The following is a 16268-nucleotide window of genomic DNA, read 5'->3' on the forward strand; positions in this document are numbered from 1 at the left end:
CGGTTGCCGAGAATGTCCGTTTTTCCGGATGCTGCCGCGCCCGCGCGCGGCACGGCTTCTCTCATGACCGACTCTCCTTCCCGCCCACGCCGCGCCGGCCGACGCGCGGCGCTGCGCCAGCTCGCCGGCGGCTGGGCCGCCGCGATGCTGCCGGCCGGCGGCGCGCTCGCGGGCCAGCCGCTCGCCCCGCTCGCACCGCTGGACGTGCCGCCGTGGACGCGCACGCCCGGCGCACCGCTGCTGTCGCCGCCGTATGGCCTGCCGGGCGCGCACGAACGCGACGTCATCCGTCGCAGCGCGCGCACGCCGGCGCTGCCCGGCTCCGGCTCGTCGATGACGCCGCTCGCCGACCTGTTCGGCGACATCACGCCGAACGGCCTCGTCTACGAGCGCCATCACGCGGGCGTGCCCGAGATCGATGCACAACGCCACCGCGTCGTCGTGCACGGCCTCGTGCGCGAACCGCGCAGCTTCACGCTCGACGACCTGCTGCGCTTTCCGTCCGAATCGCGGATCCACTTCCTCGAATGCTCGGGCAATACCGGCAGCGAATGGAACGGCCCGAGCGGCCTGCCCGTCCAGTTCACGCACGGGCTGCTGTCGTGCTGCGAATGGACGGGCGTGCGGCTGTCGACGCTGCTCGACGAAACGGGTGTCGATCCGGCCGCGCAGTGGCTGCTCGCCGAAGGCGCGGACGGCGCGGCGATGACGCGCAGCCTGCCGCTCGACCGGATTCTCGAGCGTGCGCTCGTCGTCTATGCGCAGAACGGCGAGCGGCTGCGCCCCGAGAACGGCTACCCGGTGCGCCTGATCGTGCCGGGCTTCGAAGGCAATACGAACATCAAGTGGCTGCGGCGGCTGAAGCTCGTGCGCGCGCCGGAGATGACGCGCGAGGAAACGTCGAAGTACACGAGCCTGCTGCCGAACGGCTGCGCCCGCCAGTTCGTGTTCGAGATGGACGCGAAATCGGTGATCACGCGCCCGTCGGCCGGCCACCGGCTCGCATCGCACGGCTACTACCCGATCAGCGGCTATGCGTGGTCGGGGCGCGGCCGGGTGCGCGCGGTCGACGTCTCGACCGACGGCGGCCGCACCTGGCGCGCCGCGCGGCTCGCGGGCGACGTGCGCGATCGCGCGCTGACGCGCTTCGAAGCCGACTGGGTCTGGAACGGCGAGCCCGCCGACCTGCAAAGCCGCGCGACCGACGAAACGGGCTACGTGCAGCCGACCCGCGACGCGCTCGTCGCCGCGCGCGGCGTCAATTCCCAATACCACTACAACGGCATCCAGAACTGGCGCGTCGGCGCGGACGGGGAGGTGCGCAATGCGTAACACGATCGTGCGTCGGCTCGCGTCGTGCGCGGTCGTGTCGGGCGCGCTCGCGTCGTCTGCGCTACCTGCGTTCGGTGCCGGCTTCGGCCTCGGTCAGCCGGTCGACCGCGCGGCGCTCGCCGCATGGGACATCGACGTCGCGCCCGACGGCGGCGGCCTGCCGCCCGGTGCGGGCACGGTCGCACGCGGCGCGCACGTGTTCGCCGACAAGTGCGCGATGTGCCACGGCGCCGGCGGCCAGGGCGGCGTCGGCGATCCGCTCGTCGGCGGCCTCGGCTCGCTGGCCGGCGCGAAGCCGAAAAAGACGGTCGGCAGCTACTGGCCGTATGCGACGACGCTGTTCGACTACATCCGCCGCGCGATGCCGTACAACGCGCCGCAGTCGCTGAGCGCGGACGAAGTCTATGCGGTCACGGCCTACGTGCTGCACCTGAACGGCATCGTGCCGGACGAGACGACGCTCGACGCGCACACGCTGCCGCGAGTCAGGATGCCGAACCGCGACGGCTTCGTGCCCGACCCGCGGCCGGGACGACTGTGACGCGACGCGATCCACCGGCCGGCACGACGCAGAACGGCCCGGCAAGACTGCCGGCATCGCGTGCCGGATTTTTTCGTTCGGCGCCAGCGCGCCGCGCAAGGAGCCTACCTTGACCGACACATCCGCCGCGGCCCGGGCCGACGCGCCGCTCGTGGCGTCGCCGTTCGTCGACGTCCGTTCGCCGGCCGATTTCCCCGACAGCCCCGCGTCGCGCGTGCTCGCGCAGCCGCTGATGCTCGGGCTGTTCCTGCCGATCCAGGCCGGCGGCTGGAGCGCCTCGACGCTGCCGCGCTCGACCGACTGGACGTTCGACTACAACGCCGACCTGGTCGCGCGCGCCGAGGCGCTCGGCTTCGATCTCGTGTTCGCGCTGTCGCAGTGGTTGCCGAAAGGCGGCTACGGCGGCGTGTTCGACGGCCAGGCGCTCGACTCGTTCATGACGCTCGCGGCGCTCACCGCGCGCACCGAACGGATCATCCTCGTCGCGACGAGCCACGTGCTCTACGGGCCGTGGCATCCGCTGCATTTCGCGAAGTTCACGGCAACGCTCGATCACATCTCGCGCGGACGCTGGGGCATCAACGTCGTGACCGGCCACCGCGCGATCGAACACGAGATGTTCGGCTGGAACCGGATCGAGCACGACCGGCGTTACGAGATGGCCGCCGAGTTCGTCGACGCGGTCAGCCAGCTGTGGGCCCAGCCGGACAACTTCAGCTATGCGCCCGCGCTGTCGAGCTGGCGGCTCTCCGGCGCGTTCGTCACGCCGAAGCCGCGCTACGGCCGCCCGCTGCTGATCAACGCGACCGGCTCCGACGCCGGCATCGATTTCGCGGCCCGCTATTCGGACATCGTGTTCGTCACGAGCCCGGCCGGCCCGGACGTCGATCTCGCGCTGGACGCGCTGCCCGCGCATACGGCCCGCGTGAAGGCGGCCGCCGCCGCGCGCGGCAGGACGATCCGCACGCTGCTCAATCCGCTCGTGATCTGCCGCGAGACGGCGGCCGAGGCGCGCGCGTACCGCGACGCGATCGTCGCGCATGCGGACGAAGGCAGCTTCCACCGCTTCGACAGCGACGCCCATGCGTGGCGCGGCGGCTTCGAACAACGCGCGCAGGCGGCCGCGCGTGCGATCGGCGGCAACATCTCGATCACGGGCTCGCCCGAGGAAGTCGCCGACTACATCGTGCGGCTGCATCGCGCGGGCATCGACGGCATCCAGTTGAGCTTCTACGACTTCAGGCCGGATCTCGACTTCTTCGGCGCACGCGTGCTGCCGCTGCTGCGCGACGCCGGCCTGCGGCGCTGAACTCAGGCAGCCGCGGCCGCCGCGGCGCCGGGCACGGCCGACGCGCGCCGCGCCGCGGGGCGCCGCAATCCGAGGTGATCGCGCAGCGTGCTGCCGGCGTAGTCGCTGCGGAACAGCCCGCGACGACGCAATTCGGGCAGCACGAGCGCGATGAAATCGTCGAGGCCGCCGGGCAGGGTCGGCGCCATCACGTTGTAGCCGTCCGCGCCGTAATGCACGAACCGTTCCTCGAGCGCATCGACGATCTGCTCCGGCGTGCCGACGAGCTGCCAGTGACCGCGCGCGCCCGCGATGCGCAGGTACAGCTCGCGGATCGTCAGGTTCTCGCGGCGCGCGAGCTCGAGCGTCAGCGTCTGCCGGCTCTTGCTCGCATTCGTCTCCGGCAGCGGCGGGATCGGGCCGTCGAGCGGATAGGCGGACAGGTCGACGCCGCCGGTCAGGCCCGACACCAGCGCGAGCCCGACCTTCGGGTCGATCAGCGCCTGCAGCGCGTCGAACTTCTCCTTCGCCTCGCTCTCGGTGCGACCGACCACCGGAAAGACGCCGGGCATGATCTTCAGCGTGTCGGGGTCGCGGCCGAACGCGGCAAGCTGCCCCTTCACGTCCGCGTAGAACGCGACCGCGTCGTCGAGCGTCTGCTGCGCGGTGAAGATCACCTCGGCCGTGCGCGCGGCCAGCCGCGTGCCGGCCGCCGACGAGCCGGCCTGCACGATCACCGGTTGCCCCTGCGGCGCGCGCGGCACGTTCAGCGGCCCGTCCACCCGGAAGAAGCGGCCGCGATGAGCGAGCACGTGGCGCTTGTACGGGTCGAAGAAGCGGCCGCTGGCACGGTCGCGCACGAACGCGTCGTCGTCCCAGCTGTCCCACAGTCCGCGCACGACGTCGGCGAATTCCTCCGCGCGCGCATAGCGTTCGCCGTGATCGAAATGCGCATCGCGGTTGAAGTTGCGCGCTTCGTGCGCGCTCGACGACGTGACGAGGTTCCATCCGGCGCGGCCGCCGCTGATGTGGTCGAGCGACGCGAACTTGCGTGCGATGTGGAACGGCTCGTTGAAGCTCGTCGACGCGGTGCCGACGAGGCCGATGCGTTCGGTGACGGCCGCGAGCGCCGACAGCAGCGTCAGCGGCTCGAACTGCGCGACGTAGCTGTGCGCGGTGCGGCTCAGGAATTCGACGTCGTCGCCGCGCGTGCCGACGCCGTCCGCGAGGAACACGAGGTCGAACTTCGCGGCCTCGGCCGCCTGCGCGAGCCGCACGTAATGACGAAAGTCGACACCGGCGTCCGCCTGCGAGCCGGGATGGCGCCACGCGGCGATGTGATGGCCCGTCGGATACAGGAACGCGCCGAGGTGCAGGTGGCCGGTGCGGGTCGTCATCGGGGAGCTCCCGGAAAGTGGGCTGCGGGCGCAGCGGAATCAGAACACGCGTCCTTCGGTCAGGTGCGTGGTCACGCCGTTCAGGTCGTAGTCGCCGATCACCCGCGCCTTGTGCAGCAGCGGGTTGTGGCTGAAGATCGTGCGCAGGTTGCGCCAGTGCCGGTCGAGGTTGTGCACGCGCGCGGTCGCCGACGCGCCGCCCACTTCGAACAGCCGTTCGGCCGCGTACAGCGCGAGCTTGCCGACGATCAGCTGCGTGCGCGCGGTCGCGAGCGCGCTGTCGAGCACGCGTTCGTGCGCGTCCGCCGCGCCGGCCTCGATCGCGTCCGCGGAGCGGTCGAGCGCACGCGCGTTGTCGCGCACGAGCGCGTCGATCGCGTGGCTGTGCGCCGACAGCTCGCCGACGATCTGCTGGATGAAATGATCGTCGCGCGCGCTCGCCGCCGGGCTGTGCAGCACCGGCCGGCCATGCTCGAGCACGTAGCGGCGCGCGTCGGCCGCCACGTTGCGCACGATGCCCGCGCCCGTCGCGACGAGATGAAGCTGCCGCAGCGCGCCGCAATGGCGGCCGACGAGCGGCGCCGGCCTCGATCGCGTCCGCGGAGCGGTCGAGCGCACGCGCGTTGTCGCGCACGAGCGCGTCGATCGCGTGGCTGTGCGCCGACAGCTCGCCGACGATCTGCTGGATGAAATGATCGTCGCGCGCGCTCGCCGCCGGGCTGTGCAGCACCGGCCGGCCATGCTCGAGCACGTAGCGGCGCGCGTCGGCCGCCACGTTGCGCACGATGCCCGCGCCCGTCGCGACGAGATGAAGCTGCCGCAGCGCGCCGCAATGGCGGCCGACGAGCGTCGAGCCGTCGCGGGCCGCGACTTCGTCCGCGAATACCTGCACGTCGTGCAACAACAGGCTGCCGCTCGCGGTCATGCGCTGGCCCATGCCGTCCCAGTCGTCGAGCACCTGCACGCCGTCGCGCGCGACCGGGATGATCACGGCGAGCGCGTCGCCCTGCTCGTTCTCCACGTTGATGCGCGCGAAATCGGCAAACGCGGTGCCGGTCGAATAGTATTTGCGGCCCGTCACGCGATGGTGCCCGCCGTCGCGGCGCAGCACGGTCGTGTTCTCGCCCGGCCGCGACGTGCCGCGCTCGGTCGACGCGCCGCCGAAGATCGCGCCGGCCAGCGCGCGCTCGAGCTGCACGTCGTTGAACGGCGTGCGCGGCGACAGCCGCAGCGTCTCGGTCAGGTCGTAGTGGATGCGCAGCGCGTGCGCGAGATTCGAATCGGCGGCCGCGAGCGTCGCGATCGTCTCGAACAGGTCGACCAGCGTGCCGCCCAGGCCGCCGCGTTCGACCGGAATCCTCAGCACGCCGAGCGCGGAACGGCGAAAGAGTGCGAAGCCTTCGAACGGCAGTTCGCGACGCGCCTCGCGTTGCGCGGCGTCGCGCCCGATCGCCGTCGCGAGTTCGGGCAGTGCGGCGAGCGCGGCGCGCAACGCGTCGTGCGGTTCGGCACCATGACGGGCATTCATGCAGCGGTTCCTCATCGTCGAAAAGCGACGGCCCGCCGCACGATTGCGCAGGCCGTCGCCGCAGCCCGCAGGCAGCACCGAAAAGTATAGGGACGCATCCGGTGCGCGTGAAAAACCGATTTCAGCTTTGGTTATGCGTGCGCCGGGAATGCGGCGCGCACGCGCATCGATACGATCAGTGCGGGATGCCCCAGCGGCGCACCGTCACGCGTTCGAGCGTATCGAACACGAGATGCTCGACGAGCAGGCCGATCACGATGACGGCCGCGAGGCCCGCGAACACGCGGTCGGTATACAGCTCGTTGCGGTTCTGGAAGATGTACCAGCCGAGCCCGCCCTGCCCCGCGCTCGCGCCGAACACGAGTTCGGCCGCGATCAGCGTGCGCCACGCGAACGCCCAGCCGACGCGCAGCCCCGACAGGATCGACGGCAGCGCGGCCGGCACGAGAATCAGCGCGATCTGGCGCAGGCCGGTGAGGCCGTAGTTGCGCCCGGCCATCTTCAGCGTGGCCGGCACGCCGGCGAACCCCGTGTACATGCTGAGCGCGAGCGGCCAGAGCACCGCGTGCACGAGCACGAACAGCAGGCTGCCGGTGCCGAGCCCGAACCACAGCAGCGCGATCGGCAGCAACGCGATCGACGGCAGCGGATTGAACATCGACGTGAGCATCGACAGCACGTCGCGGCCGATGCGCGTCGACACCGCGAGCGAAGTCAGCACGAACGCGAGCAATACGCCGAGCGCATAGCCGCGCAGCAGCACCGACATCGAGATGCCCGTCTTCACCAGCAGTTCGCCCGACGCGATGCCCTGCACGAACGCGGCCAGCGTCGCGCCGAAGGTCGGCACGAGCAGGTCGTTCGCGACGATGCGCGCGATGATTTCCCATGCGGCGATCAGCACGAGCGCGATGACGGCGCGGCGAAACCCGCTCGCGCCGACGATGCGGCGCCACAGCGGTGCGGGCGCCGCACGTTCGGCGTCGGGCGGCGTGTCGAGCGGGCGTACGTATTCGGCGCGCACGGGCGGCAGCGGCGGCAGGACCGGATCGATCGTGCTCATGATGCGATGCCCTCCGTGGCCGGTGCGGCCCGCGTTTCGTCCGCTACGTCGGTATCGAACAGCAGATGATGAATGCGCGCGACGCGCTCGCGGAAGTCGCCGCTGCCGACGCTGTCGAGCGAATGATCGTGACTGTTGAGCTCCGCGCGCACGCGGCCCGGATGCGGCGACAGCAGCAGGATCCGGTTGCCGACGACGAGCGCCTCCTCGATCGAATGCGTGACGAACAGCAGCGTGAAGCGGAACTCGTCCCACAGCCGCAGCAGTTCCTCCTGCATCTTGCGGCGCGTGAGCGCGTCGAGCGCGGCGAACGGTTCGTCCATCAGCAGCACGCGCGGCTGCATCGCCAGCGCACGCGCGATCGCGACGCGCTGCTTCATGCCGCCGGACAGCGTGTGCGGATAGGCATCGGCAAACGCACCGAGGCCGACCTTGTCGAGATAGTGCAGCGCGCGCTCGCGTGCTTCGGCGCGCGACAGCTTCGCGGCCGCGCGCAACGGAAACGCGACGTTCTCGACGACCGTCTTCCACGGCGGCAACTGATCGAATTCCTGGAACACGACGATGCGGTCGGGGCCCGGCCCCTGCACGGGCCGGCCGTCGAGCGCGATCGAGCCCGACACGGGCTCGATGAAGCCGGCGATCGCCTTCAGCAACGTGGACTTGCCGCACCCCGACGGGCCGAGCAGCACGAAACGGTCGCTGCCGTACACGTCGAAGCTGACCTGATGGGTCGCGCGCACGATCCGCGCGCCGCTCCGGTATTCGAGGCTCACGCGATCGATCGCCAGCAGGCGCTCGCTGTGCGCGCCGGCCGGCGCGGACGCGGATGCCGGCCGGCTCGCCGCGTCGGTGTCGGTGACGGGTTGGGCGGGCGGTGCGGCGGCGCCGCGCGCCGCGTACGGCGGCAGCCCGATTCGGGGAGAAGTGGCGTTCACGATCGAAACTCTTGCGGGTAAAGCATCAACATACGGCGGCACCGCGCGCGGCCCAACCAACGATTACACATATCGAAACCGCGTCGACGCATAAGCGTCGATCGCGGCGCCGCAGCGCCACGCCCGCTCAGCTGCCGCCGGCCGTCGCCGGATCGTCGAAGAAGTAGTCGCGCCACGACTTCGGCTCGTTGCGGATCGCGCCGGTGCGATACATGAACTGCGCGAGCTTCAGCGTGTTCTCCGGGGCCGTCTTGAACTGCACCTGCGGATTGCGCAGGATCTTCAGCAGCAACGCGCGATCGATCTTCGAGCCGTTCACGCGGATATAGGTATCGACAGCGCGCTCGGGATCTGCCGCGATCTGGTGCGCGGCGTCGGCGAGCGCGGCGACGAACGCGCGGTACGTCTTCGGGTTCTCGTCGCGGAACTTCTCCGTCGCGTACAGCACCGTCGCGGAACTCGGGCCGCCGAGCACGTCGTAGGAATTCAGCACGATGTGTGCGTTCGAATTGCCCGCGAGTTCCTGCTCCTGGAACGGCGGATTGCCGAAGTGGCCCGTGATCACGTTGCTGTTCGCGAGAATCGCGGCCGTCGCGTCGGGATGCGGGATCGCCTGCGTGAGCGGATCGAGCTTGTCGAACTGCTTGTCGCCCCACTGCTTCGCGGCCGCGTACTGCAGCACGCGCGACTGCACCGACACGCCGACGGCCGGCACCGCGATGCGGTCCTTCGCGCCCAGGTCGGCGATCCTCTTCACGTTCGGGTTGCTGCTGACGAGGTAGTACGGAAAATTGCCGAGCGACGCGACGCCCTTCACGTTCTGCCGGCCGCGCGTGCGATCCCACACGGTCAGCAGCGGCCCGACGCCCGCGCCGGCGACGTCGACCGCGCCCGACAGCAGCGCGTCGTTCACGGCCGCGCCGCCCGACAGGCGCACCCAGTCGACCTTGATGTCGAGGCCGGCCTTGCGCCCTTCCTTCTCGATCAGTTGCTGGTCGCGCGCGACGTTCAGCATCAGGTAGACCACGCCGAACTGCTCGGCGATGCGGATGCGGCCTTCCGCGTGCGCGGCTTGCGGCGTGCCGGCGGCGGCCAGTGCGAGCGCCGCGGTGAGCGTGGCGGCCAGTGCGCGGCGCGCGGCCAGGGTCGTGCGGCGCAGGGCCGGCAAAAGCGGAAACGACATCGGAACTCCAGTGAGAATGAGGCGGCGAACCGGGACGTGCCGTTCAGAACGGCGCGTCACCTTCGATCGTGGTGCGGTACAGCTTGCGGCGCAGATGGTCGGGCGTGCCGGCCGCGAGATGCATCAGCGAGCGGTTGTCCCAGAACACGAGGTCGTGCTCGCGCCAGTGGTGCCGATACAGATGCTCGGCACGCACGCTGTGCGCGAACAGTTCGTCGAGCAGCGCGCGGCTTTCGTCTTCGGGCAGATCGACGATGCGCGTCGTGAAATGCTCGCTGACGAACAACGCCTTGCGGCCCGTTTCAGGATGCGTGCGCACGACCGGATGCACCACCGCCTCGACCTGCGCGATCTGCTCGGCCGACAGGTTCGGCCGCCACGGGCTGCGCGCCTGCAGCTCCGCATAGCGGGCGAGATACGTGTGCTCGGCACGCCGCCCTTCGACCGCGCGGCGCAGGTGTGCGGGCAGCGTGTCCCACGCGAGATGCATGTTCGCGAACAACGTGTCGCCGCCCTCGGCCGGCAGCTCCTGCGCATGCAGCAGCGAGCCGAGGCTCGGCTTTTCCTTGTACGACAGGTCGGAGTGCCAGAAATGGCCGGCGTCGCCGAGCCCGATCGGCTTGCCGTCCTCGACGATATTCGACACGATCAGCACTTCCGGATGCGCGGGCAGCGCGAACTGGTGCAGCACGTGGATCTGCAGCGGGCCGAAGCGGCGGCTGAACGCGATGTGTTCGGCCGGCGTGATGCGCTGGTCGCGAAACACCAGCACGTGATGGTCGAGATGCGCGCGATGGATGCGCGCGAAATCGGCGGCGCCGAGCGGTTGCGACAGGTCGATGCCGACGACTTCGGCGCCGAGCGGCGCATCGAACGGGACGATGTCGAATCGCTGCGTGCCGGCCTCCGGCGGCAACGCGGGCGTCGATATTGCGGCGCGGATGGCGGAAGTCGTCACGGTACAGCCCTTGATTCGGTAAAGATGCGAATCTACGAGCGCGTGCCGCAGTGCGTCAACGAAGCGATTCGGATACGTTTATCTGCTGCAGCGATAAAGATCGCTGCTCGGACGGCGGGGCCGGCAGGCGGGCGTCCGCCACCCCGCGCGGGCTTTCTGCAGTATTTACAAATGCAGCGCCGTCCGGCACCGCCCGCGTGGGCCGGGCCCATGCCGCGGCGTCGCCGGGCATCGGCGCCGGTCCGGCACGCAGCTTGCGCGCGCCGGACCGGATATGGCCGCGGCACGGAATCGCCGGCCGCCAACGGCATTGCCTGGTCGTGAGCGATGAAAACAGTCCCTCCCCTGCTGGAATCGGCGCCAATGCGGGCCGATCACTTCGTCCAGTTCTACGAGTCCGACGCGCAGCTCATGTCGGAAGTCGCCGTGTTCGCGGCCCAGGCGCTGAGCGCCGGCGGCAGCGCGATCGTGATCGCGCGGCCCGCCTGCCTCGCGGCGGTGCACGAACGCCTGCACACGCTCGGTGCATCGGCCGGCGGCGCGGCTCGCGGCCGCATCTTCATGTCGAGCGCGCATGCGCTGCTCGACAGCTTCATGAATGGCGACCTGCCCGACCCCGCGCGCTTTCGCCGCTCGATCGGCACGATCGTCGAAGCGGCGATCCGCGCCGGCCGGCCCGTGCATGCGTTCGGCGAAATGGTCGCGCTGCTGTGCGCGCGCAACCGGTACGCCGCGGCGCTGCGGGTGGAAGCGCTATGGAACGCGCTGATCGAGCGGTACCGCTTCTCGCTCTACTGCGGCTATCCGCACGACGCGTTTGCGAGCGCCGAGCAGTCGGAGACGTTCCGCCACGTATGCGCGCTGCACCGCCGCATCCTGCCCGTCGCATCGCTGCGCGACGACGAAGGCGGGCTGTACCCGACGCTGGCGCTGGCGCAGCAGCGCTCGCGCGCGCTGAGCGACGAGATCCGCCGCCGCGAGGATGCCGAACAGCAACGCAACGGCGTCCTGATGCACGCGCCATTGCCGATCGCGCTGCTGTCGGGCCCCGCGCACCGGATCGTGCTCGCGAATCACCGCTTCTCGGCCTTGTGCGGCCGGACCGACATCGTCGACCAGCCGCTGACGGCGGTGCTGCCCGGCGGCGATGCGCCCGAGATCGTGCGTGCACTGGAAGCCGCCCGCGCGCAGGGCTGCTCGACGACGATCGGCGAGCACCGCGACCGGCCCGAGCCGGACGGCGCCCGCGTGTATCGGCTGCATTTCAATCCGCAGCCGCTCGCGGACGGGCTGGGCGTGATCGTCAGTGCGGTCGAGGTGACCGAGCACGTCGCCGCGCGCGAGAAGCTCGTCGCCGCGAACGCGGAGCGCGACCGGCTGCTGGGCGAGCTGCGCGACGCGAATCAGGCCAAGGACCAGTTTCTCGCGGTGCTCGGTCATGAGCTGCGCAATCCGCTGACGCCGATCTCGCTCGCGCTGGAGCTGATCCGCAACCGCGACGGCCACGCGACGCCGAACGAGATCGCGATCATCCAGCGCCAGCTCGATCACATGGTCCGGCTGATCGACGACCTGCTCGACGTGTCGCGCATCACGCGCGGCAAGATCACGCTGAAGAAGGAAGCCGTGCGGCTCGCCGACATCGCCGACCGCGCGGTCGAGATCGCGAGCCCGCTGCTTGAGCAACGCCGCCACCGCCTGCAGGTCGACGCCGATCCGGACGCGCGCTGCCACGGCGACCCGGTGCGGCTGTCGCAGGCCGTCGCGAACCTGCTGACCAACGCGGCGAAATACACGCTGCCGGGCGGCGACATCACGCTGCGCGCGGCGCGCGGCGCGGACGACACCGCGATCGTCGAGGTGTGCGACAACGGCGCCGGCATTCCGCGCGATCGTCTCGACAGCATCTTCGAGCCGTTCTACCGGCTCGACGGCGAAGCGAAACAGGCGCATGGCGGCCTCGGCATCGGCCTTGCGCTCGTGCGCAGCCTCGTGACGCTGCACGGCGGCACGGTGCGCGCGGACAGCGCCGGCCCCGGCTGCGGCAGCACGTTTACGATCACGCTGCCCGAATACCGGCCGAAAACGGTGGCGGTCACCGTGCCGCAGCCGCCGCCCGGCATCCGCGACCTGGCGCCGGGCCGCACCGGCCGGCGCGTGATGCTGGTCGACGACAACGAGGATGCCGCGTCGACGCTCGCGCAATGGCTGCGCGACGCCGGTCACGAGGTCGCCGTCGTGCACGACCCGGTCACCGCGCTGGCCGCGTACCGCGCCTATCGCCCCGACGTCGCGATCCTCGACATCGGGCTACCGGTGATGGACGGCTACGAGCTGCTGCGGCGGCTGAAGGCGATCACCGAGGTCACGCCGTGCATCTTTCTCGCGCTGACCGGTTATGGCCGCAACGCGGATCGCGAACGCTGTCTCGCGACCGGGTTTCTGCAGCATTTCGTGAAACCGGTCGACCCGGCCGCGCTCCATCTCGCGATGAGCCGGCCGGGGACGGACGGCGATGCGCACGACGGCGCCGGTGCGGAGGCCGGGCGCTGAACGCTGCCGGATCCTGAATGCCGAATGCGGCACGAGGCATGCAACCAGCCGACGTTCCGGCAAGCGCCGTGCGGCTCAGTTCTCCTCGGAACAGCGGATCGACGTCAGGCCGGCCGATTCGACGATCCGGATCAGTTGACGCAGCATCGCATCGGCGTCGGCCGGTTCGCGCCACTTCACGAGCAGTTCTTCCTCGCGCAACGCACGCGCGGCCGTTTCGCGAAAACCGCGCGTGCGGCACGCGAAGCCCGCATTGTGCAGCCCGGTCGTCAGGCGCTCGCGCGCCGTCGAGCCCAGTTCGTACTCGACCGTGACCAGCGCAGTCCTGACGCTGCGCACGCGCTGCTCGACCAACCGCAGCGGCCATACGACCAGGAGGGCGAGTGCGAGCCCGAGCGCGCCGAGCGACAGCTGGCCGCCGCCGATGCACAGTCCGACGACGGTGACGAACCACAGCGTCGCGGCCGTGGTCACGCCGGATACGAGGCCGTCGCGATGCAGGATCGCGCCGCCGCCGATGAAGCCCATCCCGGTCAGGATGCCGAGCGGCAGGCGCATCGGGTCGAGCACCGAGAACCCGTCCTGCGGCTTGCCGGCCTGCAGCAGCAGCGCATTGACCTGCAGCATCGCCAGGCACGCGGCGAGACAAACGAAGATCGTCGTGCGCAGCCCTGCCGTCTTGCCGGACTCGCTGCGATCGAGGCCGATCAGCCCGCCCGCGACGAGCGCCAGGACGATCCTGACGAGGACCGCATCCCACTGAAGTACGACCGGCATCGGCTCCATGCGCGCCTCCCTGCAAATCTTCTTGCGTGATGCGTCGCGGCGTGGCCGCGGACGACGCTTGCGGCGCGCAAGGTTCGGGCCCGGCTCGCGCGCGTGTCACAGTGTCGGCGTGTCGCCGCGCGCACGGCTAGCGCCCTGACCGCTCAGTCGTCGCGCGCGCATGCGACCGGGCCGCCGTCACGGTCCCGTCCTTCTCCGCATCCGTTCGGATACGAAAATCGCCTGCGTCATGATTTCGCGCCTCCCCGTATCCGACTGGGTACGAAACGGCGCACCGGCTCCCCGGTTCGCCGCTCCGTTCCTGTACGGATACGAAATGATGCCCCGGCCGGCGAGTTGTGCAATACTGTTCCCGATCAGATACGAAGCACGGAGAACGTCATGTCGGAGTCCCAGTCCGTCGACACGATCGGCGCGCTCGCCCACCTCATCCGCGCGGCGCGGCTCCAGCAGGGGTTCACGCGCGACGAACTCGCGAACGCGACCGGGCTGTCGCCGAAATTCATCAGCCAGGTGGAAGGCGGAAAGCCGACCGCGCAAATCGGCAAGGTCATGCTGCTGCTCGGCGAACTGGGCGTGCGCCTGTACGCCGAGTCGTCGGTCGAGATTTCGGAAGCCACCGCGCTGAAGGCCGCGCAACGCCGCAGGAGCAGCCATGGCGGCTAGAACGCTGATCGCGTCCGCCAACGGCGTGCGCATGGGCACGCTGACCGACGACAAGGGCATCTGGTCGTTCGCGTACGACCCGCAATGGCTTGCGTCGCCGGCTGCCTATCCGCTGTCCCCGGCGTTCGCGCTGCGCGCCGGCCCCTACACCGACACGTCGACCGATCGCCCGGTCCAGTGGTTCTTCGACAACCTGCTGCCCGAGGAAGGCATGCGCACCTCGCTCGCACGCGAGGCGAAGGTCGACGCCGCCGACGCGTGGGGCCTGCTCGCGTACTTCGGGCGCGAATCGGCCGGCGCGCTGACGCTGCTGGCCGACGGCGAACGGGAAGCGCCCGGCAGCCTGCAGCCGCTGCCGCTCGACGAGCTCGAACGCCGGATCCGGGCGATGCCCGAGCGCGCGCTGACGGCCACCGCGCCCAAGCGCATGTCGGCGGCCGGCGCGCAGCAGAAGCTGCTGCTGGTGCTGCGCGGCGATGCACCCGACTACGCGCTGTACGAGCCGGTCGGCAGCGAGCCGTCGATGCACCTGCTCAAGCCGGACATGCGCGCGGCCGGCTACCCGCACTCGGCGATCAACGAATTCTTCTGCATGAAGCTCGCGAAGAAGATGGGGCTCGACGTCCCCGACGTGCACTTCCTGCGCGCGCCGTCCGCGTGCTACGTGATCGACCGGTTCGACCGCGACGTCGCGTCGGCGCCGGCCGCACGCGTGCATACGATCGACGCGATGCAGTTGCTCAACTACGACCGCGGCTTCAAGTACCAGCGCGCGAACGCGCAGGAGCTCGCCCGCGCGATCGAGCGCACCAGCACGCGCGCGCTGGCGCGCCTGTCGGTGTTCCGCTGGACCGTGTTCAACGTGGTGGTCGGCAATGCCGACGCGCACCTGAAGAACCTGTCGTTCTTCGTCGACGCGCGCGGCTACCGGCTCGCGCCGTTCTACGACATCGTCAGCACGGTCGTGTATCACACGCCGACGCACCGCCCCGACCATCGCGGCGATCACTGGCCGCACTGCGAATTGACGATGCCGCTCGGCAACGCGACGCGCTTTGTCGAAATCGATGCGGCCGCGCTGATCGCGTTCGGTCAGGCGCTCGGGCTCAGGGAGAAAGCGGCGGCAAGCGAACTGCAGCGCTTTCTCGAACCGCTCGATCGCCATGTCGCGCAGACGCTCGAGGAAGTGCAGGCAATCGCGCGCCCGGACGCCGGCGAGACGCGGCTGCTGAATTCGATCGCGGCGATGCCGATCGCGGAGATGGGGCGCGCGCTTCGGCCGACGCACGGTTGAGGACGGGCACGAAGCATGCACCTGGGCGCGCCGGTCCAGGTGGATCGCCAATCCGACGTCCTGCGTCGGTCGGGTGCCCCATTCCGCGATCGTTGCCGCCGTGCCCGCCCCGCGCCGGCATGTCGGCAGACGCGAACCTGCGCCCGCCGTACGGCCGGGCGCCGAACCGCTCGGTCAGCGGATCGGCGGCGTCGAACTCAGCTTCTCCGACAGCATCCGTTCGTACACGCCGAAGTGCAGATCGACCTCCTTTTGCGTGACCGGGGTGACCGTGATGTTGATCTGTTCGGGCAACAGGCCCAGCACGACCGCGACCGCGGCTTCAAGTTGCGGTGCACAAGCCTTGTCCTCCGCCATCGTCGTGCCGACCAGCACGTCGTAGGTCTTTTCCTGCCGGCAGACGATCTCGACGAGTCGCGCCCGCGCGCTCATGTTGTTGTCGATCGCGAGCCTGACGACCTCGGTCACGGTGCGCATCGTCTCGGTCGGAAAGCCCTTCGTCGAGCGCAGCCGGATACGATGCCTGCCCAGCGTAAGCCAGTCCGTATCGAATTCCATGGCGTCCTCCGCATGCAGTTCCAAGCCGCTGCGATGATAGGTTCCAGCACCGGAATTTCAAGTGCAAAAATCTGCCGACGCCCCTTGAAATTTTCCGCAGAGTGCCTATCTTGAGTTTCGCTCAGGCAGACGCGCGAACCGTTTCATCCCGCGCGCTGCGTGTTTCGATTTGTTTGCCGGCAG

Annotated in this window: 14 protein-coding genes and 1 pseudogene; 6 read left to right on the forward strand and 9 right to left on the reverse strand. The window is 70.0% G+C overall.

Features of this window, described 5'->3' with window-relative positions; genetic code table 11:
* Nucleotides 1-63: 63 nt before the first annotated feature.
* The 3 genes from soxC (at nt 64) to DIE02_RS02650 (ending at nt 3182) form a co-directional block, all read left to right on the forward strand.
* Entirely contained in the window at nt 64-1332 is a 1269-nt protein-coding gene (gene soxC, locus DIE02_RS02640) for a sulfite dehydrogenase (RefSeq protein WP_124528611.1), read from the forward strand.
* Nucleotides 1325-1873 (forward strand): c-type cytochrome, encoded by a 549-nt coding sequence (locus tag DIE02_RS02645; protein WP_124528613.1) that lies wholly within the window; start codon nt 1325-1327, stop codon nt 1871-1873. Before soxC ends, DIE02_RS02645 begins: the two co-directional genes overlap by 8 nt.
* Before the next feature lie 109 nt (nt 1874-1982).
* Nucleotides 1983-3182 (forward strand): LLM class flavin-dependent oxidoreductase, encoded by a 1200-nt coding sequence (locus tag DIE02_RS02650; protein ID WP_124528615.1) that lies wholly within the window; start codon nt 1983-1985, stop codon nt 3180-3182.
* A gap of 2 nt (nt 3183-3184) precedes the next feature.
* On the opposite strand, the gene DIE02_RS02655 is transcribed toward DIE02_RS02650, so the two are convergent.
* The 7 genes and pseudogenes from DIE02_RS02655 to DIE02_RS02685 form a co-directional block, all read right to left on the reverse strand.
* The gene (locus DIE02_RS02655; protein WP_124528617.1) at nt 3185-4558 is read right to left on the reverse strand and encodes an LLM class flavin-dependent oxidoreductase; all 1374 of its coding nucleotides are present in this window, start codon (nt 4556-4558) and stop codon (nt 3185-3187) included.
* A gap of 39 nt (nt 4559-4597) precedes the next feature.
* Nucleotides 4598-5176, reverse strand: coding sequence for a hypothetical protein (locus DIE02_RS02660; protein WP_260441474.1), 579 nt, complete (start codon nt 5174-5176; stop codon nt 4598-4600).
* Nucleotides 5088-6086: pseudogene (locus DIE02_RS35875) on the reverse strand (acyl-CoA dehydrogenase); the annotation flags it as partial. The gene DIE02_RS02660 and the pseudogene DIE02_RS35875, both read right to left, overlap by 89 nt.
* Nucleotides 6087-6261: 175 nt before the next feature.
* Nucleotides 6262-7149, reverse strand: a complete 888-nt coding sequence (locus tag DIE02_RS02670) for an ABC transporter permease (protein WP_124528619.1) — start codon at nt 7147-7149, stop codon at nt 6262-6264.
* Nucleotides 7146-8087: an ABC transporter ATP-binding protein gene (locus DIE02_RS02675; RefSeq protein ID WP_260426155.1), complete on the reverse strand. Its 942-nt coding sequence runs from the start codon at nt 8085-8087 to the stop codon at nt 7146-7148. The genes DIE02_RS02670 and DIE02_RS02675 overlap by 4 nt, the downstream gene beginning before the upstream one ends.
* A 127-nt stretch (nt 8088-8214) precedes the next feature.
* Complete coding sequence (locus tag DIE02_RS02680; protein ID WP_124528621.1) at nt 8215-9270, reverse strand: ABC transporter substrate-binding protein; 1056 nt, start codon at nt 9268-9270, stop codon at nt 8215-8217.
* Nucleotides 9271-9313: 43 nt separating this feature from the next.
* Entirely contained in the window at nt 9314-10228 is a 915-nt protein-coding gene (locus DIE02_RS02685; RefSeq protein ID WP_124528623.1) for a TauD/TfdA family dioxygenase, read from the reverse strand.
* 363 nt (nt 10229-10591) lie between these two features.
* Here DIE02_RS02685 and DIE02_RS02690 point away from each other — a divergent pair, with 363 nt between their 5' ends.
* On the forward strand, nt 10592-12781 hold the full coding sequence (locus tag DIE02_RS02690) for an ATP-binding protein (protein WP_124528625.1): 2190 nt from the start codon (nt 10592-10594) through the stop codon (nt 12779-12781).
* A gap of 75 nt (nt 12782-12856) precedes the next feature.
* On the opposite strand, the gene DIE02_RS02695 is transcribed toward DIE02_RS02690, so the two are convergent.
* A complete protein-coding gene (locus DIE02_RS02695) occupies nt 12857-13567 on the reverse strand; it encodes an MgtC/SapB family protein (protein WP_124485856.1) in 711 nt (236 codons plus the stop codon).
* A 381-nt stretch (nt 13568-13948) separates the two neighbouring features.
* On the opposite strand from DIE02_RS02695, the gene DIE02_RS02700 reads away from it, so the two are divergent.
* Both DIE02_RS02700 and DIE02_RS02705 read left to right on the forward strand, forming a co-directional pair.
* Nucleotides 13949-14233 (forward strand): helix-turn-helix domain-containing protein, encoded by a 285-nt coding sequence (locus tag DIE02_RS02700; protein ID WP_044843467.1) that lies wholly within the window; start codon nt 13949-13951, stop codon nt 14231-14233.
* The gene (locus DIE02_RS02705; RefSeq protein ID WP_124528627.1) at nt 14223-15527 is read left to right on the forward strand and encodes a HipA domain-containing protein; all 1305 of its coding nucleotides are present in this window, start codon (nt 14223-14225) and stop codon (nt 15525-15527) included. Before DIE02_RS02700 ends, DIE02_RS02705 begins: the two co-directional genes overlap by 11 nt.
* Nucleotides 15528-15701: 174 nt before the next feature.
* Here DIE02_RS02705 and DIE02_RS02710 read toward each other — a convergent pair whose 3' ends face one another.
* Complete coding sequence (locus DIE02_RS02710; protein ID WP_124519732.1) at nt 15702-16085, reverse strand: hypothetical protein; 384 nt, start codon at nt 16083-16085, stop codon at nt 15702-15704.
* Nucleotides 16086-16268 lie beyond the last annotated feature (183 nt).

Origin of the sequence: Burkholderia sp. Bp8991, from assembly GCF_003853795.1 — a bacterium.
Taxonomy (GTDB): domain Bacteria; phylum Pseudomonadota; class Gammaproteobacteria; order Burkholderiales; family Burkholderiaceae; genus Burkholderia.

Coding starts and splice junctions, on each gene's coding strand:
- DIE02_RS02695 (WP_124485856.1), bottom strand. CDS start 13,567: ATGGAGCCGATGCCGGTCGTACTTCAGTGGGATGCGGTCCTCGTCAGG.
- DIE02_RS02670 (WP_124528619.1), bottom strand. CDS start 7,149: ATGAGCACGATCGATCCGGTCCTGCCGCCGCTGCCGCCCGTGCGCGCC.
- DIE02_RS02680 (WP_124528621.1), bottom strand. CDS start 9,270: ATGTCGTTTCCGCTTTTGCCGGCCCTGCGCCGCACGACCCTGGCCGCG.
- DIE02_RS02690 (WP_124528625.1), top strand. CDS start 10,592: ATGCGGGCCGATCACTTCGTCCAGTTCTACGAGTCCGACGCGCAGCTC.
- DIE02_RS02710 (WP_124519732.1), bottom strand. CDS start 16,085: ATGGAATTCGATACGGACTGGCTTACGCTGGGCAGGCATCGTATCCGG.
- DIE02_RS02645 (WP_124528613.1), top strand. CDS start 1,325: ATGCGTAACACGATCGTGCGTCGGCTCGCGTCGTGCGCGGTCGTGTCG.
- DIE02_RS02705 (WP_124528627.1), top strand. CDS start 14,223: ATGGCGGCTAGAACGCTGATCGCGTCCGCCAACGGCGTGCGCATGGGC.
- DIE02_RS02700 (WP_044843467.1), top strand. CDS start 13,949: ATGTCGGAGTCCCAGTCCGTCGACACGATCGGCGCGCTCGCCCACCTC.
- DIE02_RS02655 (WP_124528617.1), bottom strand. CDS start 4,558: ATGACGACCCGCACCGGCCACCTGCACCTCGGCGCGTTCCTGTATCCG.
- soxC (WP_124528611.1), top strand. CDS start 64: ATGACCGACTCTCCTTCCCGCCCACGCCGCGCCGGCCGACGCGCGGCG.